The sequence below is a fragment of the Stenotrophomonas sp. 10N36 genome, from assembly GCF_056395005.1.
This window is the reverse complement of record NZ_JBFTIS010000023.1, coordinates 56,993-83,580: the sequence shown is the minus strand read 5'-3', so window position 1 is coordinate 83,580 and position 26,588 is coordinate 56,993. Positions and strand designations below refer to the sequence as shown.

Annotated in this window: 29 protein-coding genes and 1 pseudogene; 16 read left to right on the top strand and 14 right to left on the bottom strand. The window is 68.5% G+C overall.

Annotated elements, in window-relative coordinates; translation table 11 throughout:
- Positions 1–28: 28 nt before the first annotated feature.
- From AC1DCJ_RS18105 to AC1DCJ_RS18095, 3 genes are all read right to left on the bottom strand, one after another.
- The gene (locus tag AC1DCJ_RS18105) at positions 29–856 is read right to left on the bottom strand and encodes a thiol:disulfide interchange protein DsbA/DsbL (RefSeq protein ID WP_137190346.1); all 828 of its coding nucleotides are present in this window, start codon (positions 854–856) and stop codon (positions 29–31) included.
- A 124-nt stretch (positions 857–980) separates the two neighbouring features.
- Positions 981–1,625: a thiol:disulfide interchange protein DsbA/DsbL gene (locus tag AC1DCJ_RS18100; RefSeq protein ID WP_478071596.1), complete on the bottom strand. Its 645-nt coding sequence runs from the start codon at positions 1,623–1,625 to the stop codon at positions 981–983.
- 105 nt (positions 1,626–1,730) lie between these two features.
- Positions 1,731–2,531, bottom strand: a complete 801-nt coding sequence (locus AC1DCJ_RS18095) for a c-type cytochrome (protein ID WP_478071595.1) — start codon at positions 2,529–2,531, stop codon at positions 1,731–1,733.
- Between the two features lie 153 nt (positions 2,532–2,684).
- Between AC1DCJ_RS18095 and yihA the strand changes: the two genes are divergently transcribed.
- Positions 2,685–3,308, top strand: coding sequence for a ribosome biogenesis GTP-binding protein YihA/YsxC (yihA, locus tag AC1DCJ_RS18090; RefSeq protein ID WP_038686269.1), 624 nt, complete (start codon positions 2,685–2,687; stop codon positions 3,306–3,308).
- Between the two features lie 92 nt (positions 3,309–3,400).
- Here yihA and AC1DCJ_RS18085 read toward each other — a convergent pair whose 3' ends face one another.
- The 3 genes from AC1DCJ_RS18085 to AC1DCJ_RS18075 all read right to left on the bottom strand — a co-directional run bounded on the left by AC1DCJ_RS18085 (position 3,401) and on the right by AC1DCJ_RS18075 (position 6,007).
- Positions 3,401–4,378 (bottom strand): MBL fold metallo-hydrolase, encoded by a 978-nt coding sequence (locus AC1DCJ_RS18085; protein ID WP_478071594.1) that lies wholly within the window; start codon positions 4,376–4,378, stop codon positions 3,401–3,403.
- Between the two features lie 100 nt (positions 4,379–4,478).
- The gene (locus AC1DCJ_RS18080) at positions 4,479–5,309 is read right to left on the bottom strand and encodes a helix-turn-helix transcriptional regulator (RefSeq protein ID WP_478071593.1); all 831 of its coding nucleotides are present in this window, start codon (positions 5,307–5,309) and stop codon (positions 4,479–4,481) included.
- A complete protein-coding gene (locus AC1DCJ_RS18075; RefSeq protein ID WP_478071592.1) occupies positions 5,309–6,007 on the bottom strand; it encodes a VIT1/CCC1 transporter family protein in 699 nt (232 codons plus the stop codon). The genes AC1DCJ_RS18080 and AC1DCJ_RS18075 overlap by 1 nt, the downstream gene beginning before the upstream one ends.
- Positions 6,008–6,208: 201 nt before the next feature.
- Here AC1DCJ_RS18075 and AC1DCJ_RS18070 point away from each other — a divergent pair.
- Positions 6,209–7,480, top strand: a pseudogene (locus tag AC1DCJ_RS18070) (glutamate--cysteine ligase); the annotation flags it as partial.
- 298 nt (positions 7,481–7,778) lie between these two features.
- On the opposite strand, the gene AC1DCJ_RS18065 reads toward AC1DCJ_RS18070, so the two are convergent.
- Complete coding sequence (locus tag AC1DCJ_RS18065; RefSeq protein ID WP_478071591.1) at positions 7,779–8,837, bottom strand: NAD(P)-dependent alcohol dehydrogenase; 1,059 nt, start codon at positions 8,835–8,837, stop codon at positions 7,779–7,781.
- A gap of 106 nt (positions 8,838–8,943) precedes the next feature.
- On the opposite strand from AC1DCJ_RS18065, the gene AC1DCJ_RS18060 reads away from it, so the two are divergent.
- The 4 genes from AC1DCJ_RS18060 to AC1DCJ_RS18045 are packed head-to-tail and all read left to right on the top strand — an operon-like array spanning position 8,944 to position 10,945.
- Positions 8,944–9,837: a LysR family transcriptional regulator gene (locus tag AC1DCJ_RS18060; protein WP_478071590.1), complete on the top strand. Its 894-nt coding sequence runs from the start codon at positions 8,944–8,946 to the stop codon at positions 9,835–9,837.
- 37 nt (positions 9,838–9,874) lie between these two features.
- On the top strand, positions 9,875–10,027 hold the full coding sequence (locus tag AC1DCJ_RS18055) for a hypothetical protein (protein WP_161578737.1): 153 nt from the start codon (positions 9,875–9,877) through the stop codon (positions 10,025–10,027).
- Positions 10,028–10,058: 31 nt separating this feature from the next.
- Positions 10,059–10,724, top strand: coding sequence for an SMI1/KNR4 family protein (locus AC1DCJ_RS18050; protein ID WP_478071589.1), 666 nt, complete (start codon positions 10,059–10,061; stop codon positions 10,722–10,724).
- Positions 10,725–10,732: 8 nt separating this feature from the next.
- Entirely contained in the window at positions 10,733–10,945 is a 213-nt protein-coding gene (locus AC1DCJ_RS18045; protein WP_478071588.1) for a hypothetical protein, read from the top strand.
- Positions 10,946–11,026: 81 nt separating this feature from the next.
- On the opposite strand, the gene AC1DCJ_RS18040 is transcribed toward AC1DCJ_RS18045, so the two are convergent.
- On the bottom strand, positions 11,027–12,130 hold the full coding sequence (locus tag AC1DCJ_RS18040; RefSeq protein ID WP_478071587.1) for an alkene reductase: 1,104 nt from the start codon (positions 12,128–12,130) through the stop codon (positions 11,027–11,029).
- A 127-nt stretch (positions 12,131–12,257) separates the two neighbouring features.
- Between AC1DCJ_RS18040 and AC1DCJ_RS18035 the strand changes: the two genes are divergently transcribed.
- The 3 genes from AC1DCJ_RS18035 to AC1DCJ_RS18025 all read left to right on the top strand — a co-directional run bounded on the left by AC1DCJ_RS18035 (position 12,258) and on the right by AC1DCJ_RS18025 (position 14,972).
- Complete coding sequence (locus tag AC1DCJ_RS18035) at positions 12,258–13,166, top strand: LysR family transcriptional regulator (protein WP_478071586.1); 909 nt, start codon at positions 12,258–12,260, stop codon at positions 13,164–13,166.
- Positions 13,167–13,246: 80 nt separating this feature from the next.
- Positions 13,247–13,966 (top strand): hypothetical protein, encoded by a 720-nt coding sequence (locus AC1DCJ_RS18030; RefSeq protein ID WP_244880174.1) that lies wholly within the window; start codon positions 13,247–13,249, stop codon positions 13,964–13,966.
- 19 nt (positions 13,967–13,985) lie between these two features.
- A complete protein-coding gene (locus tag AC1DCJ_RS18025) occupies positions 13,986–14,972 on the top strand; it encodes an alpha/beta hydrolase family protein (protein WP_478071585.1) in 987 nt (328 codons plus the stop codon).
- Between the two features lie 12 nt (positions 14,973–14,984).
- Here the strand turns inward: AC1DCJ_RS18025 and AC1DCJ_RS18020 are convergent, their stop codons facing one another.
- Positions 14,985–15,542 carry a DUF4240 domain-containing protein gene (locus AC1DCJ_RS18020; RefSeq protein WP_478071584.1) on the bottom strand — a complete coding sequence of 186 codons (558 nt, stop codon included), beginning with the start codon at positions 15,540–15,542 and terminating at the stop codon, positions 14,985–14,987.
- Between the two features lie 122 nt (positions 15,543–15,664).
- Here AC1DCJ_RS18020 and AC1DCJ_RS18015 point away from each other — a divergent pair, with 122 nt between their 5' ends.
- The 4 genes from AC1DCJ_RS18015 to fghA are packed head-to-tail and all read left to right on the top strand — an operon-like array spanning position 15,665 to position 18,311.
- Positions 15,665–15,940 (top strand): metal/formaldehyde-sensitive transcriptional repressor, encoded by a 276-nt coding sequence (locus AC1DCJ_RS18015; protein WP_038691827.1) that lies wholly within the window; start codon positions 15,665–15,667, stop codon positions 15,938–15,940.
- Positions 15,941–15,993: 53 nt separating this feature from the next.
- Entirely contained in the window at positions 15,994–17,103 is a 1,110-nt protein-coding gene (locus AC1DCJ_RS18010; protein WP_137190334.1) for an S-(hydroxymethyl)glutathione dehydrogenase/class III alcohol dehydrogenase, read from the top strand.
- A 7-nt stretch (positions 17,104–17,110) separates the two neighbouring features.
- A complete protein-coding gene (locus tag AC1DCJ_RS18005; protein ID WP_369967936.1) occupies positions 17,111–17,470 on the top strand; it encodes a YqcC family protein in 360 nt (119 codons plus the stop codon).
- A gap of 10 nt (positions 17,471–17,480) precedes the next feature.
- The gene (gene fghA / locus AC1DCJ_RS18000; RefSeq protein WP_478071583.1) at positions 17,481–18,311 is read left to right on the top strand and encodes an S-formylglutathione hydrolase; all 831 of its coding nucleotides are present in this window, start codon (positions 17,481–17,483) and stop codon (positions 18,309–18,311) included.
- Positions 18,312–18,554: 243 nt separating this feature from the next.
- Here the strand turns inward: fghA and AC1DCJ_RS17995 are convergent, their stop codons facing one another.
- From AC1DCJ_RS17995 to AC1DCJ_RS17985, 3 genes are all read right to left on the bottom strand, one after another.
- Positions 18,555–19,415, bottom strand: a complete 861-nt coding sequence (locus AC1DCJ_RS17995) for a PA4780 family RIO1-like protein kinase (protein ID WP_038686301.1) — start codon at positions 19,413–19,415, stop codon at positions 18,555–18,557.
- 123 nt (positions 19,416–19,538) lie between these two features.
- Entirely contained in the window at positions 19,539–20,237 is a 699-nt protein-coding gene (locus tag AC1DCJ_RS17990; RefSeq protein WP_428712261.1) for a M23 family metallopeptidase, read from the bottom strand.
- A gap of 4 nt (positions 20,238–20,241) precedes the next feature.
- Complete coding sequence (locus tag AC1DCJ_RS17985; protein ID WP_313246785.1) at positions 20,242–21,207, bottom strand: L,D-transpeptidase family protein; 966 nt, start codon at positions 21,205–21,207, stop codon at positions 20,242–20,244.
- A gap of 187 nt (positions 21,208–21,394) precedes the next feature.
- On the opposite strand from AC1DCJ_RS17985, the gene AC1DCJ_RS17980 reads away from it, so the two are divergent.
- On the top strand, positions 21,395–22,837 hold the full coding sequence (locus tag AC1DCJ_RS17980; RefSeq protein ID WP_478071582.1) for a GGDEF domain-containing protein: 1,443 nt from the start codon (positions 21,395–21,397) through the stop codon (positions 22,835–22,837).
- A gap of 20 nt (positions 22,838–22,857) precedes the next feature.
- On the opposite strand, the gene AC1DCJ_RS17975 is transcribed toward AC1DCJ_RS17980, so the two are convergent.
- Complete coding sequence (locus tag AC1DCJ_RS17975) at positions 22,858–23,316, bottom strand: hypothetical protein (RefSeq protein WP_244880175.1); 459 nt, start codon at positions 23,314–23,316, stop codon at positions 22,858–22,860.
- A 36-nt stretch (positions 23,317–23,352) separates the two neighbouring features.
- Positions 23,353–23,799, bottom strand: a complete 447-nt coding sequence (locus AC1DCJ_RS17970) for a universal stress protein (protein WP_478071581.1) — start codon at positions 23,797–23,799, stop codon at positions 23,353–23,355.
- A gap of 148 nt (positions 23,800–23,947) precedes the next feature.
- Between AC1DCJ_RS17970 and AC1DCJ_RS17965 the strand changes: the two genes are divergently transcribed.
- Positions 23,948–24,856 carry a LysR family transcriptional regulator gene (locus AC1DCJ_RS17965; RefSeq protein ID WP_478071580.1) on the top strand — a complete coding sequence of 303 codons (909 nt, stop codon included), beginning with the start codon at positions 23,948–23,950 and terminating at the stop codon, positions 24,854–24,856.
- A 181-nt stretch (positions 24,857–25,037) separates the two neighbouring features.
- Positions 25,038–26,582, top strand: a complete 1,545-nt coding sequence (locus tag AC1DCJ_RS17960) for an MFS transporter (RefSeq protein WP_478071579.1) — start codon at positions 25,038–25,040, stop codon at positions 26,580–26,582.
- Positions 26,583–26,588: the final 6 nt, after the last annotated feature.

The following is a 26,588-nucleotide window of genomic DNA, read 5'->3' as shown; positions in this document are numbered from 1 at the left end:
TTCACGACGGTGGCAGGCTCGGTAGGAATCAGTTGCCCTTGGCGGCGCGTTCGCGGGCGATCAGGTGATCGGCGATGCGCAGCATGTCGGGGAAGCTCTTGCCCTTGACCAGGTACTTGCCGTTGACGATCACCGACGGCGTGCCGGTGATCTGGCTGCGCTGGGCGAACTGCTTGGCGGCGTTGGTCTTGGCATTCACCGCGAAGCTGCTCATGGTGCTGGCGAACTGCTTGGCGTCGGCACCGTGCTTGCCGTAGAAGGCGGCGATGTCTTCGACCGAATCACGGCCGCGCTCGCCCTTCAGGGTCTGCTCGGCATGGATGGCCGAATACAGCGCTTCATGGGTCTTTTCCTGCAGGCCCATGCTCTGTGCCGCATAGAAGGCACGCGCGTAGTTGTCCCAGGTACCGCCGAACATGGCCGGCACGTAGACGAAGTTGACGTCGCTCGGCAGACCCGCCTTCCACGGCCCGATCAGCGGCTGGAACGCGGCGCAGGCCGGGCACACGTAACCGAAGATCTCCGCTACTTCGATCTTGCCGGCGGCCGGCTGGAACGGCTGGCCGTTTTCGATCAGCACGTAATCGGTGCCTGCCACCGGCTCCGGGCCGGTCGGGCGCGAGGACGCCGCGGCCGGGGCCGGGGTGGTCGCGGCGGCAGCGGCGGTTTCGGCGGCGGCGGTGTCACCGCTGGCAGCCGGTGCCTCGGTGGCCGGCGCTGCCGGCTCGGCGGCCGGGGTGCTGCTCGGGGTGGCCGGTTCGGTCGGAGCGGTGGTGTTGGCGGTGCCGTCCTGGGCCTTGCAGGCTGCCAGGATCGGCAGCAGGGCCAGCAGCGAAATCGCGAAACGGGTCTTCATCTAGGCATCTCCAGCGGATGAACATGGTGGGGCCGGCACCCGGGGTGCCGGCCAGAGGGGAATGATGGCATGCGCCAACGCGCGTCCGGCGTGGACGGTGTGTGACGGTTCAGCGAGCCTGCACTCAGCGCGTGCGTTCGCTGCGGGCCTTGGCGATGAGGGCATCGGCGTTGCGCAGCAGCGCCTCGAACGAGTCGCCCTTGACCAGGTAGCTGCCATTGACCACCAGTGCCGGGGTGCCCGGCACCTTGGTGCGCTGGGCGAAGGCGCGGGCGGCCTTCAGTTTCTGCTCGACCGCATCGCCCTTGATGGTGGCCAGGAAGCGCTCCGGTGCCACACCGTAGTCTTTATAGAAGACGGCCAGTTCGTCCGGCGAGACGTTCTGCATGGGCAGGCTGTTCTTTTCATGCAGCGCCTCGAACATGGCCCGATGGCTGCGCTTGGCCACGCCCAGCTGGTCGGCGCTGAAGTAGGCGCGTGCGAACGAATCCCAGACACCGCCGAACGCGGCCGGCACGGGGGTGAAACGCACATCCTTGGGCAGCTTGGCGGCCCAGGCTTCCAGCTGCGGCTCGAAGCGCGCGCAATGCGGGCAGGTGTAGCCGAACATTTCCACCACTTCGATCTTGCCGGCCAGCGGCGCATACGGGCCGGGCTGTTCGATCAGTTCGTAGTCGGTGCCTTCGACCAGGGCGACCGGCGCGGCCGCCAGCGTGGACAGGGGGCTCAGGGCCAGCAGCAACAGCATCAGGCGGGGCATCAACGTCATCTACATCCATCTCCATCGGAAAAAACAACGCCGGCCCAGTGCCGGCGTGGCGGTGAACATAACCCGCCACGGGGGCGGGGCGGCCATTGTGCCGCCGAGCGGTCTTTACGGGGCCTTCGCCGGTTGCGCGGGCGTGGCCGAGGCCGAGGCCACATCGTCGGCCCGGTTGTGCAGGCCCTGCAGGTAGCTGCCCAGGGCCTGGATCTCCTGTTCGGTCAGCTGCTTTGCAATGGTGGCCATGATCTGGAAGTGTGCCTTGTCGGTTTCCTGGGTGGTGCCGGCCTGATACTCCTGCAGCCGGCGCGCCACGTAGGCCGCATGCTGCCCGCCGATATGCGGGTAGGCCGGGCCCGGGTTGCCGGCACCGGTGGGACCGTGGCAGGCCATGCACGCCGGGATGCCGCGTTCGGCATCACCCCCGCGGTACAGCTGCTGCCCGATCTCGTAGAACTTCTTGCCGGCGTACGGACCTTCGCCCACCAGGCCATCGTCGGCAAGCCCGGCGCTGGCCTTCTGCGTTGCGAAATACGCACCGATGTCGCGCATGTCCTGCGGGGTGAGGTCCTGCACGAACGGCACCATCGCCGCCGAGGCCCCGGAGGTGCGCTGGCCGTTGGCGATCAACGCCATCTGCTGGGCGGTATAGCGTTCGCTCTGCCCGGCGATGCTCGGATACATCTCCACGGTGGAGTTGCCGTCGGCCGAGTGGCAGGCCGCGCAGGCGGCCGCCTTGGTCTGGCCGGCCTTGGCATCCCCCCAGGTGGTCTTGCTGAAATCGACCTCCAGCGACGCGGTCTTGATCGGCCCGTTGTCAGGCAGGGGCGTGATCGAAGTCTGGGCGACCGCAACAGCGGCCAGCAGCGATACAGCAACAGCGGAAACGGCAAGAACGCGAGCGTGGCGCATGCGGAAGCTCCGTGTGGACCGGCCTGGCAGGTGCAGGGTGCACCCGCGGGGATCGCCCGATTATCCATGCGCTTTCACGCCACGGTCAACGCAGGGTGCAGCAAAACCGGCCGCGGCAGCGCGGATCTGGCCCGGACATGCGATCCTATGGGCATGTCATTGCTCCTCGAACGTGCCCATTACCTGCTTTCGGCCCACAACACCCGGCAATTGCCGGAGGATGTCGGGGCCGAAGTTGCCTTTGCCGGGCGCTCCAACGCCGGCAAATCCAGCGCCCTCAACGCCCTGACCCGCCAGAACAGCCTGGCCCGGGTCTCCAAGACCCCCGGCCGCACCCAGCAGCTGGTGTTCTTCGAAGTCACCCCGGAGGCCAAGCTGGTCGACCTGCCCGGGTACGGCTACGCCAAGGTGCCGCTGGACCTGCAGGCCCACTGGCAGGCCTTCATCGACCAGTACTTCCGTACCCGCGAGGCGCTGCGTGGCCTGGTGGTGGTGATGGACATCCGTCACCCGCTGAAGGACTACGACCGCCAGATGCTGGCCTATGCGGTGCAGCGCGGCCTGCCCGCGCACGCGCTGCTGACCAAGGCCGACAAACTGGGTCGTGGCCAGCAGGGCATTGCCCTGCAGAAGGTGCGCAAGGAACTGCAGTCCTCGTTCGGCGACACCGTCAGCGTGCAGACCTTCTCCGGTCCCGCCCGCCAGGGCGTGGACGAAGCCCGCGGCATCATCGGCGGCTGGCTCGGCCTGAACAAGCCGGCCCCCGAAACCGCATAACACCGCGCGGCCCCGTAACCGTGGGCCGGACCCCGGTAACGGCGCGCGCATCCCGGTAGGCACCGACCGTTGGTCGGTGCTGCCTCCCAAGCTCAACGCCCCGGCAACGGCGCGAACTCCCCCGGCACCCACGCAAACGCCTCACCCTCGCGCCGCACGTGGCCCAATCCCGGGAACGGCAGGTGTGCACCGGCCACCCACCAGCCCCCATCCGCCGCCTGCGCCATCATCGCGCGACGGCTGGCGACGGCGGCCGTGCGGTCGCTGTCGGCCTCGTAGGCCGCCTGGGGCTGGGCGAACTGCACCGCGTGGAAATGCACGATGTCGCCCCAGACCAGCACCGCCTGGCCCTTGCCGGCGTCCAGCTTCCAGGACACATGGCCCGGCGTATGCCCATGGCTGTCCAGTGCCGCCACCCCGGCCGGCAAGGCCTGCCCGGGACTGAAACGGCGCAGCTTGCCCGCCGCCGCGTAGGGGGCCACCGCCTTGCGCGCCAACGCAAAGGCAAAGCGCACGCCCTGCGGCGCGGTGGCTTCGCTGGCCGGGTCCAGCCAATAGGCCGCGTCGGCGGCCGACAACCACACCGTGGCATTGGGGTAGGCCATCGTGTCCTGCGCATCCAGCAGCCCGCACAAGTGGTCCGGGTGGGCATGGGTGAGCAGCACGTCGTCCACTTCGGCCGGGTCGTAGCCGGCCGCGCGCAGGTTGCCCAGCACCTGGCCCAGGCCGGGCCCGAAGCAGGTGGCCGTGCCGGTATCCACCAGCGTCAGGTGGTTGCCCCGCTGCACCAGATAGGCGTTGACCGCGGTCTGCAGGCCCTTGCCGTCTTCGGGCACATAACGGTGGTCGAGCAGGCGGGTTACGGCGCCGGCATCGATCCCGGTCAGTTCCTGGCGGCCCAGTGCCACGGTGCCGTCGAACAGCGCGGTGACCTGCAGCGTGCCGATCTGCTGGTGGTAGACGCCGGGCACCTGCGCCGAGGGCGTGTGCGCGGTGGTGGCCAGCGCCGGGCCGGCGGCGGCCGCCAGCAACAGGGCAGCAGCGAGTGAGCGGATACGGGGAAGGGGCATGGCAGCGGGTCTACACAAGGCGGCGGTGCCGCGGTGCCCCCATGCTGCACGTGGGCAACGCCGCGTACCGCTCAGAATGCGCCGTGATCCGCTCGCCGTTTCAGCTGTTGCCGATTGCCGCCGGGTCCAGCCCGTAGCGCGCGGCGAAGCGCTTGTTGAAGCTGCCCAGCGAGCGGTAGCCCACGCGCGCGGCCACGGTCTTCAGTGGCAGCCGGGTGGTGTACAGCAGGTTCATCGCGTGCGCCAGGCGTGCATCGGCGATCAGCTCGCGCACGCTGGCCTGCTCGTTGGCCAGTCGCCGCCGCAGGGTCGCACCGCTCAGGCCCAGCTGCGCTTCGAAGTCGCGCGATTGCCAGTCGCGTTCCGGCTGGGCGGCGATCAGATCGCGGATGCGTTCGCCCAGGCTGGGCTCGGGCGGCACCAGCAGGCTGCCGTGGCCGCGCCGGCAGAATGCCAGCACCAGCGCGGCCAGAGCGAGCCGGGCCTCGGTGTAGCGCGCGTGTTCCAGCGCATGGCGCCATTGCCGCAGCGTGTCGCCGTGGTCGTCCAGCGACAACCGCGCCAGCGCGTCACCGGCCTCGGGCAGGGGTTCGTTCCAGAGCACGCGCGCGGCGGCCAGCGCCTCGCTGCACAGGGGCGCGATCGCGCTGAGGTACACGCCGCTGTGCGGATCGGGAATGTTGACCACGTCGATGCGGCAGCGGCGGGTGATCAGGAACAGGTCGCCGGGCACGAACGTGAGCGACTGCGTGCCGCAGGCCACCTGCTTGCGCCCCTGCAGCAGGATCGCGAACTGCGGCTGCGGGATGTCCACCGAGGAGGCGCCGTGCTCCCGACGCGCGGTGACGCAGGCGTAGCCGTCGGCGCGCGCGCAGGTGGCCAGGCTGGCCATGTCGTCCAGCAGCGAGGCGGGATGCAGGAGGGCGTTCATTACCGCGCAGTATCGAACAACTGGCCGATCAGCGCCGCCGCCGCCATCGCCAGCGCGCCCCAGAACATCACCCGCACCGCGCCGCGCAGGGGCGGTGCGCCACCGGCACGCGCGGCCATCGCGCCGGTCAGGCCCGGCCCGACCAGGGTGGCGGCGGTGGTGACCTGTGCAACGTAGGCATGCGGGGCCAGCAGTGCGGTCAGCACCGGCAGCGCCGCGCCGCAGATGAAGGCACCGGCCGAGGCCATCGCGGCCTGCAGTGGGCGGGCGCGCAGTTCGTCGGTGATGCCCAGCTCGTCGCGCGCATGTGCGGCCAGGGCATCGTGGGCGGTCAACTGCACCGCCACCTGCTGGGCCAGATCGGGGGTCAGGCCGCGATGCCGGTAGATGGCCGCCAGTTCTTCCAGCTCGCTGTGCGGGTCTTCGTGCAGCTCGCGTTTCTCCACCGCCAGGTCGGCATGCTCGGTATCGACCTGCGACTGCACCGACACATACTCGCCGGCCGCCATCGACATGGCCCCGGCCACGGTGCCGGCGATGCCGGTGGCCAGGATCGTGGTGGCACTGGCCCCGCTGGCGGCAATGCCGACCAGCAGCCCGGCCACCGATACAATGCCGTCATTGGCGCCCAGCACGGCGGCCCGCAGCCAGCCCGCGCGGTCGGAGCGATGTACTTCCGGATGTCTGGATCGGCTCATGGGGGCAGTGTAGGGCGCGCCCGCCGCGCGGGGCGAAATGCGTCGCAACGGCGCTGCGGCCCGGTCAAGCCCTTTTCTATAGGATGCTGAAAACCGTCACGGTGACACGACGGTGGGGGACGCCACGATATAGTGCGCCCTTGCGATGCGGGGGCTGCAACCCCACATCCCCGCCCTGACCAGAATACTGCGAGCCTCCCCTTGTCGAGCCCCAGCCACGTCGCCGAGACGCCGATCACCGACCGAAATGAACTGGTCGCCACGTTGGCCTCCGGCGAAAAGCCCCAGGCGCAGTGGCGCATCGGCACCGAGCACGAGAAGTTCGGCTTCCGCCTGGACGACCTGCGCCCGCCCACCTTCGACGGCGACCGCGGCATCGAAGCCCTGCTCAACGGCCTGACCCGCTTCGGCTGGGATCCGGTGCAGGAAGACGGCCGCACCATCGCGCTGCTGCGCGACAACGCCTCGGTGACACTGGAACCGGCCGGCCAGCTGGAACTGTCCGGCGCGGCGGTGGAGACCATCCACCAGACCTGCGTGGAAACCGGCACCCACCTCAATGAAGTGGCGCAGGTGGCCGGCGAACTGCAGCTGGGCTTCCTGGGCATGGGCTTCCAGCCCAAGTGGCCCCGCGATGAAATGCCGTGGATGCCCAAGGGCCGCTACAAGATCATGCGCGAGTACATGCCCAAGGTCGGCACGCTCGGCCTGGACATGATGACCCGCACCTGCACGGTGCAGGTCAACCTGGACTACGCCACCGAAGCGGACATGGTGAAGAAGTTCCGCGTGTCGCTGGCGCTGCAGCCGATCGCCACCGCGCTGTTCGCCGATTCGCCCTTCACCGAAGGCGCGCCGAACGGCTACCAGAGCTACCGCTCGCACATCTGGACCGACACCGACAACGACCGCACCGGCATGCTCGACTTCGTGTTCGAGGACGGCTTCGGTTACGAGCGGTACGTGGATTACCTGCTCGATGTGCCGATGTACTTCTCTTACCGCGACGGCAAGTACCACGATGCCAGCGGCCAGAGCTTCCGCGATTTCATGGTCGGCAAGCTGCCGGTGCTGCCGGGCCAGCTGCCCACGCTGCGCGACTGGTCCGACCACATGACCACCGCCTTCCCCGAAGTGCGCTTGAAGAAGTACCTGGAAATGCGCGGTGCCGATGCCGGCCCGTGGAGCCGCCTGTGTGCATTGCCGGCGTTCTGGGTAGGCCTGCTGTACGACGATGCCGCACTGGATGCGGCCTGGGACCTGGTGCGTGATTTCAGCCTGGTCGAGCGCAATGTCCTGCGCGATGGCGTGCCGCGGCATGGGCTGAAGCTGCCGTTCCGCAACGGCACCGTGCTGGACCTCTCGCGCGAAGCCCTGAAGATCGCCGTGGCCGGCCTCAAGCGCCGCGCGGCGCGCAACGCCGATGGCCAGGACGAAAGCAAGTTCCTGGAGGTGCTGCAGGAGATCGTCGATTGGCCCCCCCGCGCCCGACCCACCGACAGCGCCAGAAAAGCCTGGCTTCCCCTCCTTACCGCAAGCCGAGCCCCGTAGCAGCCGGTAGGCTACTGGGCAAAATAAAGGAGGAGGCCGCCCGCGGCCGGGGGACATTTGCGCCAGGGGCCTACCGGCTGCTACGGGGCCCTCACGCTCGCGACAGACCCGGGCGAAGACACAACAGGATCCATGCGGCGCCTGGACTGCCCGACCACACGCGTACAGCTGAAAAAAAACCCCGGCATTGCCGGGGTTTTTTCATGCCGGTGCGGAAGGATCAGGCCGCCTTTTCCAGCGTGGCCATGTCGATCACGAAGCGGTAGCGCACGTCATTCTTCGCCATGCGTTCCCAGGCTTCGTTGACGGTCTTGATGTCGATCACTTCCACGTCGCTGACGATGTTGTGCTCGGCACAGAAGTCCATCATTTCCTGCGTTTCGGCCATGCCGCCAATCGCCGAACCGGTGATGTGCTTGCGGCCGAAGATCACGCTGACGCCGGTCGGCGGCGGATCCAGCTCGGTCAGCACGCCGACCAGACACATGGTGGCATCACGCTTGAGCAACGCCATGTACGGGTTGGTGTCGTGACCCACCGGGATCGTGTTGAGCAGGAAATCGAAGCTGCCGGCATGCGCCTTCATCTGCGCCGGATCACGCGAGACCAGTACTTCATCGGCACCCAGGCGCTTGGCATCGGCGCCCTTTTCGGGGGTGGTGGTGATCATCACCACCGTGGCGCCCATCGCCTTGGCGAACTTCACGCCCATGTGGCCCAGGCCACCCAGGCCGATCACGCCGACCTTCTGGCCGGGGCCGACCTTCCAATGGCGCAGCGGCGAATAGGTGGTGATGCCGGCGCACAGCAGCGGCGCAGCGGCCTTCAGGTCGAGCTTCTCGGACACCTTCACCACGAAGCGCTGCTCGACCACGATGTGGTCGGAGTAACCGCCGAAAGTCGGCTGGCCGCCATCACGCTCGGTGCTGTTGTAGGTGTAGGTGGCACCCTTCTCGCAGTACTGCTCCAGATCTTCATCGCAGGCCGCGCAGTGGCGGCACGAATCGATCATGCAGCCGACGCCGGCGAAGTCGCCGACCTTGAAGCGGGTGACATTGGCGCCGACCTCGGTCACGCGGCCGATGATCTCGTGGCCGGGCACCATCGGGAACATCGCGCCGCCCCAGTCGTCGCGGGCCTGGTGCAGGTCGGAGTGGCAGATGCCGCTGAAGAGAATCTCGATGCGGACGTCATCGGGACCGGCCGGGCGACGTTCGAAGGAGAACGGCACCAGCGGGGCGGTCTGGTCGTGCACCGCATAACCATGGGCGAGGGACATGGGGAATCCTTGGCAGGTTTGTAGAAAGGCGCTTTACAATACGCCCCGATCCCGTGCACAAACAGTCAGGATATCGGCATGATTCATCAAGTGAAACGGGATAATCATGGCCACTGACAATCTGACCCATCTGGCCGCCTTCGCGGCCGTGGCCCGCCACCGCAGCTTCCGCAAGGCGGGCGCCGAGCTGGCCCTGTCCACCTCGGCGGTGAGCTACGCGATCCGCGCGCTGGAAGAACGGCTGGGGGTGGGCCTGTTCCATCGCACCACCCGCAGCGTGGCCCTCACCGAGGCCGGCCAGCGCCTGCTCGAGCGGCTGCAGCCGGCATTGGATCAGGTGCATGACGCGCTGGAGGAAATGAATCACTTCCGCGCCGCCCCGGCCGGCCTGCTGCGTATCAACGCCACCCGTGCCGCCGTGCAGACCCAGCTCGGCCCGCGCCTGGCGCGGTTCCTGCAGGCCCACCCCGACGTGCGTATTGAACTGGCGCAGGACGATGGCCTGGTGGATATCGTCGCCAAGGGATTCGATGCCGGCGTGCGCCTGCACGAGTCGGTGCCCGAAGACATGGTGGCGGTGCCGCTGGGCCCGCCGCTGCGCGGCCTGATCGTGGGCGCGCCGTCCTACCTGCAGCGCCGCGGCGTTCCAGCGCATCCGCACGAACTGGCGCAGCATGAGTGCGTGCGCTTCCGTTTCGCCAGCGGCCATCTGTACAAGTGGCAGTTCGAACGCGACGGCCAGGAGCTGGAAGTGGACGTGCCCGGCCGGCTCACCCTGGGCGATCAGCACACCATCCTGCAGGCCGTACTCGACGGCCTTGGCCTGGCCTACGTGCTGGAAGACTCCGCGCGCCCGTACCTGGACGATGGCCGCCTGGTGGCAGTGCTGGAAGACTGGAGTGAACCGTTCCCCGGCTTCGTGCTGTATTACCCGCGGCAACGGCAGATGAGTTCGGCGCTGCGCGCGTTCGTGGACATGGTGCGCGACACCACCGCCTAGTCGCGCACGCGCACGCATTGAGCCACGCCCACACGCCATGCTGGCGTCGCGGCGGGCAGGCGATGCGCGCTTCGAGCATGCCGGTGTGAAGCGCGACGGCGGCCATGGGGTGCCGGTGGTCGCCGTGTCCGGGCAGTCGATTGCACGCCCTTCTTCGTCCAGCGTGGTCTATCGTTACACCGCGCGCTGAGCGCGCCTCTCTTCGGCTTCATGGATCCTGCATGCACACGCTTTCCGATATCGAACAGGCCACCGGCCAAGTCTTCCCGCCGCTCTACCGGCAGCTGGACGCCGAGGATCGGCTGGGCTTTGGTGGCCCGCACCCGGAGTGGTTCAAGGTCGTGTTTCCGGCCCTGCAGGCCGCACCGCCGGTGCTGCTGTATGCCTACGACTACGAGCCGATCGCGCGCGAGCGGCTGCACGAGGCGTGGGCGGACCTGACTGCGGCCGACCACTACAACCCGTTGCGCGCGGACATGCAGCTGCTGCCGTTTGCCGAGACCGGTGCCGGCGATGTGTACTGTTTCTGGACCAACGCACCGGGCTTTGCCGAACCGCCGGTGCTGCTGGTCTGGCACGACGACGACCGCGCCGACCTGCTGGCCGCGAACTACCAGGACTTCCTGTTCCGCAAGATGGTGGAGTCGGTGCTGGACCTGGAGGATTCGCTGCTGGACGACGGCGCGCTGGCCGACAACCTGCAGCGTTGGCTGGGCACGCACCGCGCGTGGCTGCGTGCCGACCAGGTGCAGGCATTGGAAACGTGGTTCGGGCAAACCGAGGCCATCGCCAACGGCGAACTGCACGAAGATCAGGCCGATGCGCTGATCCGCGAGGTAATCGGGTTTGAGCGCATCAACGAGCGCATTCTCTACGTGCAGGCATGACGGCGGCCATGCCCGGGCCTGCTGCACTCAGCGACACGGACTTCCGCCAGCTGGCCGACCATCTACTGGCGTTGGATGCCGGACGGTTGCCGGCGCTGTTGCCGCCGCACCTGCGCGCGCACCCGGTGGCGACCCTGGCCGACGCCGGGCAACTGGACCAGGCGGTGGTGGCCCTGATGGGCGACGTACCCAACCCCTGGCGGGGCCTGATGTTGCGATGACCCCGCGCGGGCGGACGGTACAGCCACCCATGGGTGGCTGCACGCACGCACGGAATCACCACGCCCGCGCCGGCCCCATGATCAGCCGGCAACCGGATAGTCGGTATACCCCTCCGCCCCACCGCCGTAATACGTGGCCCGATCCGGCACCGCCAGCGCCACATCGCGCTCCAGCCGCGCCACCAGGTCCGGGTTGGCGATGAACGGCTGGCCGAACGCCGCCAGATCGATGATGCCCTCGTCCACCAGTCGCAGCGCGCGCTCGCGGGTGAGGCTGCCGGCCAGGATCAGGGTGCCGCCGTAGCTCTGCTTGAATGTGCGCAGGAACGCCTCGCTCAGGACCGACACGCCCCGGGCATGGTTGTCGTTGAGGTGCACGTAGGCCAGGCCGCGCTTGCCCAGTTCCTGCGCCAGGTACAGGTACGCCGCTTCGTTGCCGACATACTCGGGCATGTCGAACTGCAGGTTGTTCGGTGCCAGCCGCACGCCCACGCGGTGCGCCCCGATCCGCGCGACCATCGCGTCGACGGTCTCCAGGATCAGGCGCGCGCGGTTCTGCAGCGTGCCGCCGTAGCCGTCGGTGCGGTCATTGGTGACCGGGTTGAGGAACTGTTCGAACAGATAGCCGTTGGCGGCATGCAGTTCGATGCCGTCGAAACCGGCGGCGATCGCGTTGTCGGCCGCGCGCGCGAAGTCGTCGACGATGCCGGGCAGCTCGTCGGTGCGCAGGGCACGCGGCGGGGTCGGATCGGCCTGCCCACGGCTGCCGTCCTCGCGGTACACGAATGCGCTGCTCTTCGGGTCGCTCGCCACCGGGCGGGTGCCCGCGCTGACCGGCTGGCCGCCGTCGGGCTGCAGCGAGGCGTGCGACATGCGGCCGACGTGCCAGAGCTGGGCGAAGATGACGCCCCCTTCGGCATGCACGGCAGCGGTGACCGGCTTCCAGCCGTCCACCTGTTCGGCCGACCACATGCCCGGCACGTCGATGTAGCCCTGGCCCTGCGGCGACACCGGGGTGCCTTCGCTGATGATCAGCCCGGCACTGGCGCGCTGCCGGTAGTACTGCGCGGTGAGGGCGTTGGCCACGGTGCCGGGGTTGCGTGCGCGGGTCATCGGCGCCATCGCGATGCGGTTGCGCAGGGGGGTGCCGGCGAGGTCGTAGGGCTGGAAGAGCAGGGCGGTCATAAGGCGGAACTCGTGGGGAAGGGGGCGCCACCGGCGCGACCCCTTCAAGATAGGGTTGACCTGGAGGTGCATAAAGGACTTCAATTTCCCAGCGAGTGGGACATTGTGTCCCCAATGGAGCGCGGTGATGCTGCCAGTGGAATCGTTGAACGGGCTGGTCACCTTCGTCACCACGGCGCGCTCGGCCACGTTCACCGAAGCGGCCGAGACCCTGGGCATCTCGCGCTCGGCGGTGGGCAAGGCGATCGCGCGGCTGGAGGAGCGCCTGGGCGTGCGGCTGTTCCATCGCACCACGCGGCGCATTTCGCTCACCGCCGATGGCCAGGCCTACTTCGCCTCCTGCGCCACCGCGCTGGAAGAGATCGCCTCGGCCGAGGCATGCCTGGGCTCGGCCTCGCACCTGCCGGCAGGCCGCCTGCGCATCGACATGCCGTCCTCGTTCGGGCGGCTGATGATCCTGCCGGTGCTGCTGCGCATCTGTGCCGAACACCCCGAACTGCAGCTCACCATGACCTTCACCGACCACTTCGTGGACCCGGTCGAAGAAGGCATCGACCTGTTGATCCGCTTCGGTGGGCTGGACCAGGCCCAGCACCTGGTTGCGCGACGGCTGGGCACCCAGCAGTTGATCACCTGCGCGTCGCCGGCCTACCTGGACAGGCACGGCACGCCCACCACCGTGGACGACCTGCATGCGCATCGCAGCATCGTCGGCTATCGGTACGGCCAGCCGGTGGCGTGGCGGATCGGAGAAGACGCGGGGCAAGCGCCCTTCATTCCCAGCGGCACCCACCAGCTCAACGATGGCGATGCCGTGATCGAAGCGGCGATCGCCGGCCTGGGCATCTGCCAGATGCCGCACTTCCTGGTGAAACAGCACCTGCAGACGGGCGCGCTGCAGCAGGTGCTCGGCCAGTGCATGCAGCACCATGTGGAGATCCACGCGCTATGGCCGCAGACCCGGCACCTGCGCCCGAAGGTGCGTTACGTGGTGGATGCGCTGGCGACGCTGGCCGATGCCGGTGCGTTCGACTGAGCCGGGCGGGCAGGCATCGGTTGTCAGTGCCGTGCCACGCAGGCCATCATCGGGGCCACCAACCACGGACGGGAGTGGAGATGCGCGGCGCACACGCAGTGATGAGCACGATCCGGTGCGGGCTGCCGATACTGCTGCTGGCAAGCCCGGCGGCGCAGGCCAGCCAGGCCGCAAGTACCGAGGCCATCTACATCGAATTTCTGTGGGCCAGGACACCGGTGGGGGCGTTGGCACGGCAACAGACGCGGCAGTTCGTTCTGGAAGGTGGTCCGGTGCACCAGGTGTGCGTCGCGGCGAATGCGCACGATACCGATGTGCAGGGCCTGACCCTGGCGATCCGCGACGGGGCTGGCATGGAGGTGTCCCGCAGCACCCATGCCGACTATCGCGGCCGCAAGCAGTGTTTCCCCGCAGAGCTGGGCCACGACGGCGCGCCCGGGCAGTGGACGGTGGACACGTGGCTGGGCGATGGACGCCATGCCAGCGCTACCGTGCGGGTGGATCGCACGCTGGATGATTCACCGTACATGCGCGACCCCGCCATCGCCTATGTGTACGGCCGCCCCAACTACGACGCGGACATTTCGCCCGCGGATTGGGTGGGACGGGTGGAATGGCAGATGGACGTGGACCCGCAGGGGCGCGTCACCCATGTGGCCATCGTCGCGGCCGAGGGCGTGGGCACGCGCCTGCGTGACCGGGCGATCGCTGCCGGTTACATCAGCCTGTTTCCGCCCGACGCCGCGCGCACGCAAACGCCGCTCCGTGCGCGGCGCGCGCTGACGTTCGCAGCGGAATGACACCGCCAATGGATGCACCATGATCAACGCGATTCATCGTGTCACCTGGGCAATTGTCGGCGTGCTGTGCCTGGGCGCGGCAAGCGCGTCGCCGCTGCATGAGCAGCTGAGCGTACCCCGCGTGGACGGAACCCTTCTGGATGTACAGGTGCACCGGCCTGCGTCGGCGGGAAAGGTGCCGTTGCTGGTCTTCATCGATGGCTCGCTGTGCATTCCGTCCACGCTCAACGACAGCGTGGCGTGGCTTCAGCAGCAGGTGGACGGCCCGCATCCTTTCGCCTTGGCCGTGATCGAAAAGCCCGGCACCGTCGTCCCGCCGCGCACTGCCGACGGTGGCATCGACATCGGCCCGGAGTTCCGCTGCAGCGACGCGTTCCGCCAGCACTACACCCTGGATCAACGCGTTATCGACCACCTGCGTGCGTTGCAGCATCTGCACCGCCACGCACCGTGGTGGAACGGCGCGCTGTGGATCTGGGGATTCTCCGATGGGGGGCGCATCGGCGCGCAGCTGGCCGCGTACGCGCCGCAGACTACGGCGGTGGCGCTGATCGGCTTCGGCGGCGGGACACCGATGGCCGAATCGATGCAGGACATGGTGTGTGGAGCCAACGGCACGCCAACCACCTGCCGCCAGGAACTGCGCGCCAGGATGGACACCATTCGCGCCGAGCCGGTGCCCGGCAAGGACTGGATGGGCGAGGCCAACACCTTCGCGGTCTGGGCCGGTCGCCTGGATGCGGTGGAGGCCAACGTGCTGCGGGATCTGCGTGCCCCATTGCTGGTGGTGCACGGTGAGCGCGACGGATCGGTGCCGGTGGCGTCGGCACGTAAGCTGGCCACGGCGATGCAGGGGGCGGGCGTTACCTTCCGCTACGTGGAGGTGCCCGGCATGCGGCACAGCCTGTGGAGTACGCCCACTGAGGCACAGGCGCTTGAGTTGCACCGGGACGTGCTGGACTGGTTGCGTAGCAAGGCGTCTGGCGAGGGCGACAGCGAAGGGTAGGAGGTTTCTGCCTCAGCCGAACCGCGCCGCCAACCGCGGCACCAGCGCCTCCACGTCGCCATCGACGTCGTCCCACGGCGCATCGATATCGGCGGCGTAGTGGATCGTGGCCATGAGCGCGGCGTGGTCGGCTGCACTCGGCGCGTGCGCGCGCATCGCCTCGGCGAGGGCCGCGTAGTCCGGCGCCATGCCCCTGCGCTGGAACCAGGCATTGGCGCCCACCACGAGCATGTCTTCACCCTCGGCCGGCGTGGCGCCGAGCGCATGGCTGGCCAGCGAATCGGGGTCGCGCAGTGCGGCCAGGAAGCACGCCTGGCCTTGCCCGATCAGCCAGCCGCGGAAGTAATCGAAGCCATCGTCGCTGCAGCCGTCGGTGATGATGTAGGCCGCCGCCCACAACCGGCTCTTGCATGACAGGGCATGGTAAATCTGGAAATACCCGCACCAGCGCAGGATGGCCTCGGCGTCCTGTGCGGCCAGGCGCTGGGTCAGCAGCGCGGGCACGGCGTCCGGCGACGGGGCGTCCTGCCGGGCCTGCTCGATGAGGGTCCAGAATGCGTGGCGGTCCATGCGGGCGGTTCACGAGGGGGGGCCCCGTTCTAGCCCATGGCCTGCGCCGAAGCAACCGCGCAGTGACCCGCGCGAGCGGTTGTGTATACTATCCCCCAGTATAGTTCTCTGGTCATTTGCCCGTGCCGCACTCCCCGGAAGAAAAGAAGAAGGTCCTGGCCCGCGTGCGCCGCATCCGCGGCCAATGCGATGCGCTGGACCGGGCGCTGGACGCCGGGGCCGAGTGCGGGCCGGTGCTGCAGCAGATCGCGGCGATCCGCGGTGCGGTCAACGGGCTGATGTCCGAAGTGATGGAAGCCCACCTGCGTGAAGAATTCGGCCAGCCGGCGCAGTCCGATGCGCAGCGCGCCGAGCGTGTGCGCGACATGAGCGCGCTGATCCGTTCCTACCTGAAATAAGCGCGCGGACACCCGCGCGCACCTGTCTTGTTCCTTGCCTTGGAGAGTTCCCGATGAAATCCCGTGCCGCTGTAGCGTTTGGTCCCGGCCAGCCGTTGAAGATCGTCGAGATCGACGTCGCCCCGCCGAAGAAGGGCGAAGTGCTGGTCAAGATCACCCATACCGGTGTCTGCCATACCGATGCGTTCACCCTGTCCGGCGATGATCCCGAAGGCCTGTTCCCGGCCGTGCTGGGCCATGAGGGCGCGGGCATCGTGGTGGAAGTGGGCGAGGGCGTCACCAGCGTCGCGCCGGGCGACCACGTCATTCCGCTGTATACCGCCGAATGCGGTGAGTGCCTGTTCTGTACCTCGGGCAAGACCAACCTGTGCGTGGCCGTGCGCGCCACCCAGGGCAAGGGCGTGATGCCCGATGGCACCACCCGCTTCAGCTACAACGGCGAGCCGATCTACCACTACATGGGCTGCTCGACCTTCAGCGAGTACACCGTGGTGGCCGAGGTCTCGCTGGCCAAGATCAACCCCGAGGCGAACCCGGAACACGTGTGCCTGCTGGGCTGCGGCGTCACCACCGGCATCGGCGCGGTGCACAACACCGCCAAGGTGCAGGAAGGCGATTCGGTGGCGGTGTTCGGGCTGGGCGGCATCGGCCTGGCGGTGATCCAGGGCGCGCGCCAGGCCAAAGCCGGCCGCATCTTCGCCATCGACACCAACCCGTCCAAGTTCGACCTGGCCAAGCAGTTCGGTGCCACCGACTGCGTCAACCCGAAGGACTTCGACAAGCCGATCCAGCAGGTGATCGTGGAGATGACCACCTGGGGCGTGGACCACACCTTCGAGTGCATCGGCAACGTCAACGTGATGCGCGCGGCACTGGAATGCGCGCACCGTGGCTGGGGCCAGTCGGTGATCATCGGCGTGGCCGGCTCGGGTCAGGAAATCTCGACCCGTCCGTTCCAGCTGGTCACCGGCCGCTCGTGGAAGGGCACCGCCTTCGGCGGCGTGAAGGGCCGCAGCCAGCTGCCGGGCATGGTCGAAGACGCCATGAAGGGCGACATCGAACTGGCGCCGTTCGTCACCCACACCATGGACCTGGAGCAGATCAACGAGGCCTTCGAGCTGATGCACGAAGGCAAGTCGATCCGCTCGGTGGTGCATTACTGAGCGGCCCATGGGACTGACCGACTTCTGGAAGCGTCCGGCCGTGCCGCTGCGTGATGCGCTGGTCGACCAGATCGAGCAGGCGTTGCGCGCGCTCGGCTGGTTGCAGGGGCCGGTCGGCGCGCCGCGTCACGTCGATTCACCGTTCGGCATCGACGAGATGCCGTTCGAACAGTGGCTGGTGCAGGTGTTCCTGCCGCGGCTGCAGGAAGCGCGCCGCGACGGGCAATGGCCGCCGCAGAGCCAGGTCGCGGTGGCGGCGCGGCGCAACCTGGATGGTCAGGACGAATGCGAGCCCTTGCTGCAGCTGCTTGCGCAGCTGGACCATGACATCAACACCGGCGGCGCGCCTGTGCGCGACCGCCTCTGAAGGAACTTCCATGGAACGCATCGAACATCGCGCCGCCTTCGGCGGTTGGCAGGACGTGTACCAGCACCGCTCGCAGGTGCTGGGTTGCGAGATGAAGGTGGCCGTGTACCTGCCACCGCAGGCGGCTACGCACAAACTGCCGGTGCTGTATTGGTTGAGCGGGCTGACCTGCACCGAGCAGAACTTCATCACCAAGGCGGGCGCGCAACGCTACGCGGCCGAGCACGGGGTGATCCTGGTGGCGCCGGACACCAGCCCGCGCGGTGACGACGTGGCCGACGCCGAGGGCTACGACCTGGGCAAGGGCGCGGGCTTCTACCTCAATGCCACCGAGCAGCCGTGGGCGGCGCACTACCGCATGTACGACTACATCGTGGACGAACTGCCGGCGCTGGTGGAGGCGCATCTGCCGGCAAGCGGTGCGCGCAGCATCAGCGGGCATTCGATGGGCGGCCACGGTGCGCTGGTGATCGCGCTGAAGAACCCCGGCCGCTACCGCAGCGTGTCGGCGTTCTCGCCGATCGTGGCACCCACCCGCGTGCCGTGGGGCCAGAAGGCGTTCACTGCGTACCTGGGCGAAGACCGCAGCGCCTGGGCGGCGTGGGACGCCACCGAACTGGTGGCCACCGCCGAAGAAAAGCTGCCGCTGCTGGTGGACCAGGGCGGTGGCGATGAATTCCTGGACACCCAGTTGCAGCCGCAGTGGCTGCAGGCGGCCTGCACTGCCGCCGGCCACCCGCTGCAGCTGCGCCTGCAGCCGGGGTACGACCACAGCTACTACTTCATCAGCACGTTCATCGGCGACCACATCGCGCACCACGCCAACGCGCTGCACGCCTGATCGTAGAGCCGACCGTTGGTCGGCTGCACGCAGTACCGCAGAGGTAGAGCCGACCGTTGGTCGGCTGCACGCGGTGCCGAAGAGGTAGAGCCGACCGTTGGTCGGCTGCACACGGTACCGAAGAGGTAGAGCCGACCGTTGGTCGGCTGCACGCAGTACCGAAGGGGTAGAGCCGACCGTTGGTCGGCTGCACGCGGTACAGGAACGAAGAACAGCCACCCATGGGGTGGCTCTACCGCCGCCTCAATCCTCGTCTTCTTCCGCAGCCTCGCGACCCTGCTGGCGGATCAACGCTTCTTCGCGCGCATCGTTGATGGCGTGGCGCACGCTGTCCAGGTCGATGGTGGTTTCGTCGTGCACGAACGTACCGGTGAGCGGGCTGTCGGGCAGCAGGTCGCCGGCCTCGAACAACGCCCACATTTCCTCGCCATACCAGCTGTCCAGCAGCTCCGGCGCAAAACGCCCCAGGTAGGCGGTGAGGTTGTTGACGTCACGCAGCAGCATGCTGCGCGCGGCATTGTTGCCGCCGGCGCTGACCACCTGCGGGAAGTCGATCACCACCGGGCCGTCCGGCCCCACCAGCACGTTGTACGGCGACAGATCGCCATGGATCAGCCCGCAGCACAGCATGCGCACCACCTGCCGGACCAGGGTCTGGTGGAAGTCGCGGGCCTGGTCGGCCTCCAGCTCCACTTCGCCCAGGCGCGCGGCGGAAAATCCGTCGGCGTCGGTCACCAGCTCCATCACCAGCACGCCGTGGTAGTAACCATGCGGTTCGGGCACGCGCACACCGGCGTCGCGCAGCTGGTACAGCGCGTCCACCTCGGTGTTCTTCCAGGCCGTTTCCTGCTGCTTGCGACCGTACTTGCTGGCCTTGCCCACGGCACGCGCTTCACGGCTGCCGCGCACCTTGCGGCCTTCCTGGTACTGCACGCGCTGCTGGAAGCTGCGTTGGGCCATGTCCTTGTAGACCTTGGCACAGCGCACATCGTCACCGCTGCGGACCACGTACACGGCCGCTTCCTTGCCGCTCTTGAGCGGGCGCAACACTTCATCGATCACGCCGTCGTCGATCAGCGCCTGCAAGCCTTGGGGGGTCTTCACGGAATCTCGGGTATGCGGCCGGCGCCAATGCGCCGGCCTGAAAGGGGGAGGGATTTTCGCATCTTCGGGGCGGGCCGGCCATCGGCGGCTGTTCAAGCGGGCCGCCGCACCCCCGGGGCGGGCTCAGGGCAGCCGCTGCTCGCCGCGCAGCACCGGGTAGGGATTCAGCGAGGCGCCCTCCCACCAGTGCTTTTCCGGGCCCAGGGTATGGATCTCGAAATGCAGGTGCGGGGCCTCAGGACTGGCATTGCCGGTGCTGCCGACGTAGCCGATGACCTGGCCGCGGGTGACGGTCTGTTTCTCGGCCAGGCCATCGGCATAGCGCTCAAGGTGGGCGTAGTAGTAGCAATACCGCCCACCGGGTTCGAACTGGTACACCGTCAGCCCGCCGCGATCGCTGTTGAACAGCTTCTCGATGGTGCCATCGGCCACCGCCAGCACGGGGGTGCCGGCCGGCGCCAGAATGTCGATGGCATCGTGCACGCGGCCTTCGCTGCGGGCATCGGTGAAGGTGTCCTGCAGCTGGGCTGCGGTGATGCCCTGCACCGGCAGCAACAGCCCGTTGCCGTCTGCCGGGCGGGCCGGTGCCGCGGCCGGAGCAAGCGTCAGCGGTGCTGCCGGGGCCGCACTGCTGGCCATGGCCGCCGGCGCCGCCCGGGTTGGCGCGACGAGCGCCGCCGGATCAGACGGGGCAGGCACCGGCACCGGCACCGCGGGCGTAGTGTCCGGATCCGCACCCGGGCCGTTCACCACCGGGCCCAGCCACCACCAGCCGGCGATCCCGACCACCAATCCCAGCGCCAGCAGCTTGGTCAGTTTCATCCGGTCACTCCTGCATCACTACCGGCACGGACGCATCCACCGCGTCGGCCACCTGCAGCGCGTCCCAATTCGTCATGCGCACGCAGCCGTGCGATTCGGTCTTGCCCACGTGGCCCGGTTCGGGCGTACCGTGCAGGCCGTAGTGCGGCTTGGAAATGTCGATCCAGACCCGGCCCACCGGGTTGTTCGGGCCCGGCGGCAACAGCGCCTTGCTTTCCTTCTTGCTGGCATCCCAGAACAGCTTGGGGTTGTAGTGGAAGGTCGGGTCGCGCGAGATGCCCAGGATTTTCCACTTACCGATCGGCAGCGGGTCGTGCTTGCTGCCCGACGACACCGGGAACTGTGCGTACACCTTGCCCTGCGCGTCGTACAGGCGCAGCGTGGAATCGGACTTGTCGATCACCAGCTTGGCTGCCTTGGGCAACGCCGCCGGTGCGATGTTGGGCACCTGGATTTCGCTGCCGGCCTTGGCCAGGTCCACGCCCGGGTTGAGCGCGCGCAGCAGCTCGGGCGATGCGTGGAAGCGTTCGCCCAGCGCCTCGTCCACCGATGCGTAGCCAAGCGCCTTCAGTTTGGCCTGCTCGGCCGGTTTCTTCGGAATCGGCGCGAACGGGCCGGCCACGTCCTCGGCGGTGAGCGTGTAGCGCGCCAGCACCGGGGTTGCGTCGGGCTGCAGTGCCTGCCAGGTGGCGTCATCCAGCTCGCCGGTGACCTTGAGGCCGCGCGCCGCCTGGAAACCGGCCACCGCGCGCTTCTGGTTGGAGCCGGTCAGGCCATCGATCTGGCCGGGCGAGAAATGCGCGCGATCCAGCAGCACCTGCGCGTGCAGGTCCGAACGCGGACCGGTGGCGGGTGTGCTGCTCTCGGCAACCGGTGCCGGCAGGGCAGCCGGTTGCTGGGCAAATGCGGGCGTGGCGCTGGCAAGGGCCAGCACCAGCAGCGAAACGGTGGCAGTGGGGCGCAACGGCATTGACTACTCCAGGGCGGGCTCACCTGCACCATGCCGGAGCGGTGTGCACGGCTGTCGTGAAAACGCTGACGCGCAGCTGAGCGCAGCGGCGGGCGCGTGCAGGGGTTGTGAAGTGACGCGCTCCGCTGCACCGGGTGCGCAGCAAAGGCGGTATCGTGGGTCCACATCGCATCCGGGCGGGGATGGCATGGCAGCTGTGTTGGCGGCGTTGTACATCGTGTGCCACGGATTGGCCCTGGTGCTGTTGCCGGGCCATGCGCAGGCGGTGTCGTTCTCGTTCCTGATCGGTGCGCCGCTGTTGGCGGCGCTGGCCTGCCTGTGGCGGATGCTGCACAGCGAGGCGCGGGTGGGGTGGCTGGCCTTGAGCGCCGGCATGCTGCTGTGGGCCGGTGGCATGGCGCTCAACATGTACCAGGAAATCGGCCTGGGCACGCCCGATGCAACCCCCGGGGTGAGCATGCTGTTGTACGTGCTGTACGGGGTGCCGTTGACGTTTGCGATGGCCCATCCGCGTTACGAGCCGTGGTACCTGGTGGTCATCGACGGCGCGCTGGCCCTGCTGCTGGGCTACCTGTTCTTCGTGCATACCTTCTCGTTCGCCACGATGAGCGATGCCCCCGAGCAGGGCATCAACAGCCTGCGCCTGATGTTCGACATCGAAAACCTGTTCATCGCCGCCTTCGCGCTGGTGCGCTACCTGGCCAGCGAGGACGCGTCGCGGCGCATCTTCTTCCGCGCCCTGGCCGCCTTCGCCTGGGTGTACATGGGCGTGGCGGCCTACATCAACCATGTCGCCACCGAGGCCAGCTACGGCGGCCTGGCCGATCTGATCATCGACATTCCGTTCCTGCTGCTGGCCTGCCTGGCGCTGCGCCGTGGCGACGCGGTGGCCATGGACGCGCGGCGCCGCCTGGCCCTGGCGGTGCGTGCCGGCAGCCCGTTGATCCTGCCGGCGGCCTTGCTGGTGGTGTCGGCCTTGATGGTGGAGGCACACCCGCACCTGGCCGTGGTCGGCTTCGCGCTGGCCACGCTGGGATCGGGCCTGCGCGGGGTGGTGATGCAGGTGCGCGCGATGGAACGCCAGGATCAGTTGAACGTGCTGGCGCGGGTGGATGCACTGACCGGTGTGGCCAACCGCCGCCAGTTCGATCAGGTGCTGCAGGCGGAGTGGAGCCGCGCGCGACGCAGCGGCCAGGGCATGGCGTTGCTGATGGTGGACATCGATCATTTCAAGGAATTCAACGACCGCTTCGGCCACCCACTGGGCGACGCCTGCCTGCGTGCCGTGGCCACCGCGCTGTCCGGATGCGCTACCCGTGGCACCGACGTGGTGGCCCGCTATGGCGGCGAGGAGTTTGCGGTGGTGGTGTCAGGCACCACCCGCGACGGCGCGCTGGTCCTGGCCGAGACCATGCGCCTGGCGGTGGAGCGGTTGCGGCTGGCCACCGCCGATCTGATCGGCAGCGTGGGTGTCACCATCAGCATCGGGGTGGCGCACGTGGCGCAGGTCGCCTCGTCCGACCCCGTCGCGTTGCTGGCCGCGACCGATGCCGCGTTGTACGAGGCCAAGCGCGCCGGCCGCAACCGCGTGGTGGAAGGCCGGCTGCCCGAGGCGCACGCACAAGCGTAGATCCATAGCCCGCGCGGCAGTCAGCTGCGTACCCAGGCAGCCGGATCGAGCAGGCGCAGGCCCACCGGTGACAGCGTGGTCAGGCGCAGGCCAAGGTCGGCCTGGCGTGCGGCGTGGGCGCACTGGGCCAGCTGGTCGCGCAGCGCCACCATGGCATCGCCGTCGTGGTGTGCACGCGGGCGCGGATGGCGCCATTGCGACAGCCGGCGCACGCAGGCCAGCAGGTCCAGTTCGGTGGCGCCAATGAACGGCGAGCCGGGTTGCAGCAGTTCGATCGGCGCGTGGCCGGTGCGCAGCAGTGGCACCAACGCAGTGAAGGCGCCGACGCCGTCGGCATCCAGGCCAAGGCCGCCCAGCAATGCGACGGCGTCATCGCGGGTCGCGGGGTCGGCCACCCGGCGCAGCGCGCACAGCAGGCGCTGCTCGACGGCATTGCATCGCCTGCCGATCGACTGGTAGCTGACGCGGGTGGGGGACATGGGGGTGCGATAGGGCATGGGCGGCCTGCGAGGGGGTCAGGGACCGGCGTCGCGGACCTCGACCAGCACCGGGCACGGGGCGTGGTCGATGGTCCATTGGCCGACGGAGCGTTCAAACAAGCGCTCCATCCGGGAAAGATGCCGGTGGCCGATGACAATCAGGTCGCAGTCGTGCTGGCGGGCGTAATCGCACAGGACCTGCGCCGGTTCCCCGGCCGGGTGGCTGGCCACGCCATCGATGCCGCGCTCGCGCAGCTGGTCCAGCGCGGTGGTCAGCAGGTGCACGGCCTGCTGGCGCTGGGCGTCGGCGGCCGCGTACTCGGTGCGATCGGCGCGCGGGGCATTGTCGGCCAGCGCAAAGGCCGGGTCCAGTACGCACAGCAGGTGCAGGCGGGTGTGCGGGGTGGCCAGCGACCCGGCCAGTGCCAGCACCTGGGCGTGCTGGGGGCCGCCGTCGATGGCGACCAGGATGGAGGTGAACATGCGGCATCTCGCAGGGGGGACGGGGATGGTCGCGCAAAGCACCCCGCGCACCCATGCCGTGCGCCGCAGGCATGGATTGCGCCAAACGCATGAATCGTCGAATTGGCATGCCGTAAAGTGACTGCCATCCTCCCTGTGCGCCACCGCCATGCCTGACCTGAACCTGCTGCTTGCCCTGGACGTGCTGATCGAGGAGGGCAGCGTGGTCGGTGCTGCGCGGCGAATGAACCTGAGCGCGCCGGCGATGAGCCGCACCCTGGGGCGCATCCGCGAGGCGGTGGGCGACCCGGTGCTGGTGCGCTCGGGCCGGGGGCTGGCGCCCACCCCGCGCGCGCTGCAACTGCGCGAGCAGGTGCGGGAGGTGATCGAACAGGCGCACCTGGTGTTCAACGCCGGCCGCGAGGTCGACATGCTGACCCTGGAGCGCACCTTCAGCATCCGCGCCAACGATGTGTTCGTGGGTACCTATGGCGGCCGCATGCGCGAGTTGTTCCAGTTCCAGGCACCGCGCGCAGTGCTGCGCTTCGTGCCCGAAGGCGATGGCGATGACGATGCCATGCAGCAGGGCCGCATCGACCTGCACATCAGCACCGCCGGCAAGCACGGCGCCGATACCAAGGTGCAGAACCTGTTCAGTACCTCCTTCTTCGGGGCCGCGCGCGAGGACCACCCGCTGTTCGCCGAGGAGATCACCGTGCAGCGGTTCGTTGCCTACGACCACATCGCGGTGTCGCGGCGCGGGCGCGCGCATGGGCCGATCGACGATTACCTGACCACGCAGGGCCTGCAGCGGCGGGTGGCGCAGATCATGCCCACCTTCCATTCGGCGATCTTCGCCGCGGCCGATTCGGACCTGATCCTGCCGCAGATGCCGAGCGTGATGCTGGGGCGGCTGGAACGCCTGGGCGTGCCGCTGCGCCTGTTCGAACTGCCGATCCCGGTCAGCACCGCCGTTGTGGTGCAGGCATGGCACCCACGCCTGGACAGCGATCTGGCGCATCGTTGGCTGCGCCGCAGCATCAAAGCCCTGTGTGACGCACAGTCAGGCCTGGCCTGAGTTGGGGACGCGGGCGGGGCGTGCAGGGTGACGCGCGAGGCGTGCGCCTGATGCATTCCAGGATTGGCCGGCACAGCATTTTTCGCAGCATGCGCACTGCCTAGACTGCCGCTCCCCGTCGTGGAGTGGTTGCCATGTTCCTGCTGTATGCCGTGCACCGTGCCGTTAGCGGTGGTGCGCGATGAATGCGCTGAGCGCACCGGTGCCGGCCGCCGCCGCACCTGCCGCACCGACGTCGCCGCCGCAGGCCGTGCTTAGCCCACGCCTGGCGGTCGGCCTGTGCGGCGTGCTGCTGGCGGTGCTGATCTCGGGCATCAACGAAAACGTCACCAAGGTCGCGCTGGCCGACATTCGCGGTGCGATGGGCTTCAGCGTCGATGCGGGCAGCTGGATCGTGGCGGTGTACACGGCGATGTCGGTCAGTGCGATGGCGTTCGCGCCGTGGTGCGCGGTGACGTTCTCGCTGCGGCGCTTTGCGATGTGCATGATCGGTGCGTTCATGCTGCTGGGCGTGCTCTGCCCGCTGGCCCCGGACCTGCCTTCTTTCCTGATCCTGCGCGCGCTGCAGGGCCTGGCCGGTGGCGCGTTGCCGCCGCTGCTGATGAGCGTGGCGCTGCGCTTCCTGCCGCCGGGCATCAAGTTGTACGGGCTGGCCGGCTACGCCCTCACCGCCACCTTCGGGCCCAGCCTGGGCACGCCGATGGCGGCGCTGTGGGTGGAATACGTGGGCTGGCACTGGGCCTTCTGGCAGATCGTGCCGTGGTGCATCGCGGCCATCGCCATGGTCGGCTGGGGCCTGCCGCAGGATCCGCTGCGGCTGGAGCGCTTTGCACAGTTCAACGGGTTGGGCCTGGCGTTGGGCCTGCCGGCGCTGGTGATGCTGGTGCTGGGCCTGGTGCAGGGGCCACGGCTGGACTGGTTCGCCTCGCCGTTGATCTGCACGCTGCTCGGCGGCGGCAGTGGCCTGCTCGTGCTGTTTTTCTACAACGAATGGTCGCACCCGCTGCCGTTCTTCAAGCTGCAGCTGCTGGCCAACCGCAACCTCAGCTACGCGCTGATCACCCTGGGCGGGGTGCTGTTCGTGCTGTTGGCGGTGATCCTGATCCCCTCCAGCTTCCTGGCCCAGGTGCAGGGCTACCGACCGCTGCAGACCGCGCCGCTGATGCTGTGGGTGGCCATTCCACAGCTGCTGGCACTGCCGTTGGTGGCCACGCTGCTCAACCAGCGCCGGGTGGACTGCCGCTGGGTGCAGGCGACCGGGCTGGCATTGCTGGCGCTGGCCTGTTGGCTGGGCAGCCACCTGGGTACCGACTGGAACCGCGACAACTTCGTGCTGCTGCAACTGGTGCAGATCCTTGCCCAGCCGATGGCGGTGCTTCCGCTGTTGCTGCTGGCCACCGGCAGCCTGGCGCCGGCCGATGGTCCGTTCGCCTCGGCCTGGTTCAACACGGTCAAGGGCTTTGCCGCGGTGCTGGCCGGGGGCGTGCTTGAGGCGGTGACCACCGCGCGCAACCACCTGCATTCCACCGCGCTGGTGGACCGCCTGGGCAACGCGCCGTGGCTGGACGCTGCCGCCTCGCCGTCGCTGGGCGCGCGCCTGCATGCGCAGGTGGTCGCACTCACCGCCGCCGATCTCTACCTGCTGGTTGCCGTGGTCGCCGTCGCGTTGATCGCGCTGATTCCATGGCTGCCCACCCGCATCTTCCCGCCACGCGCCGTGGCTTGAATTCCA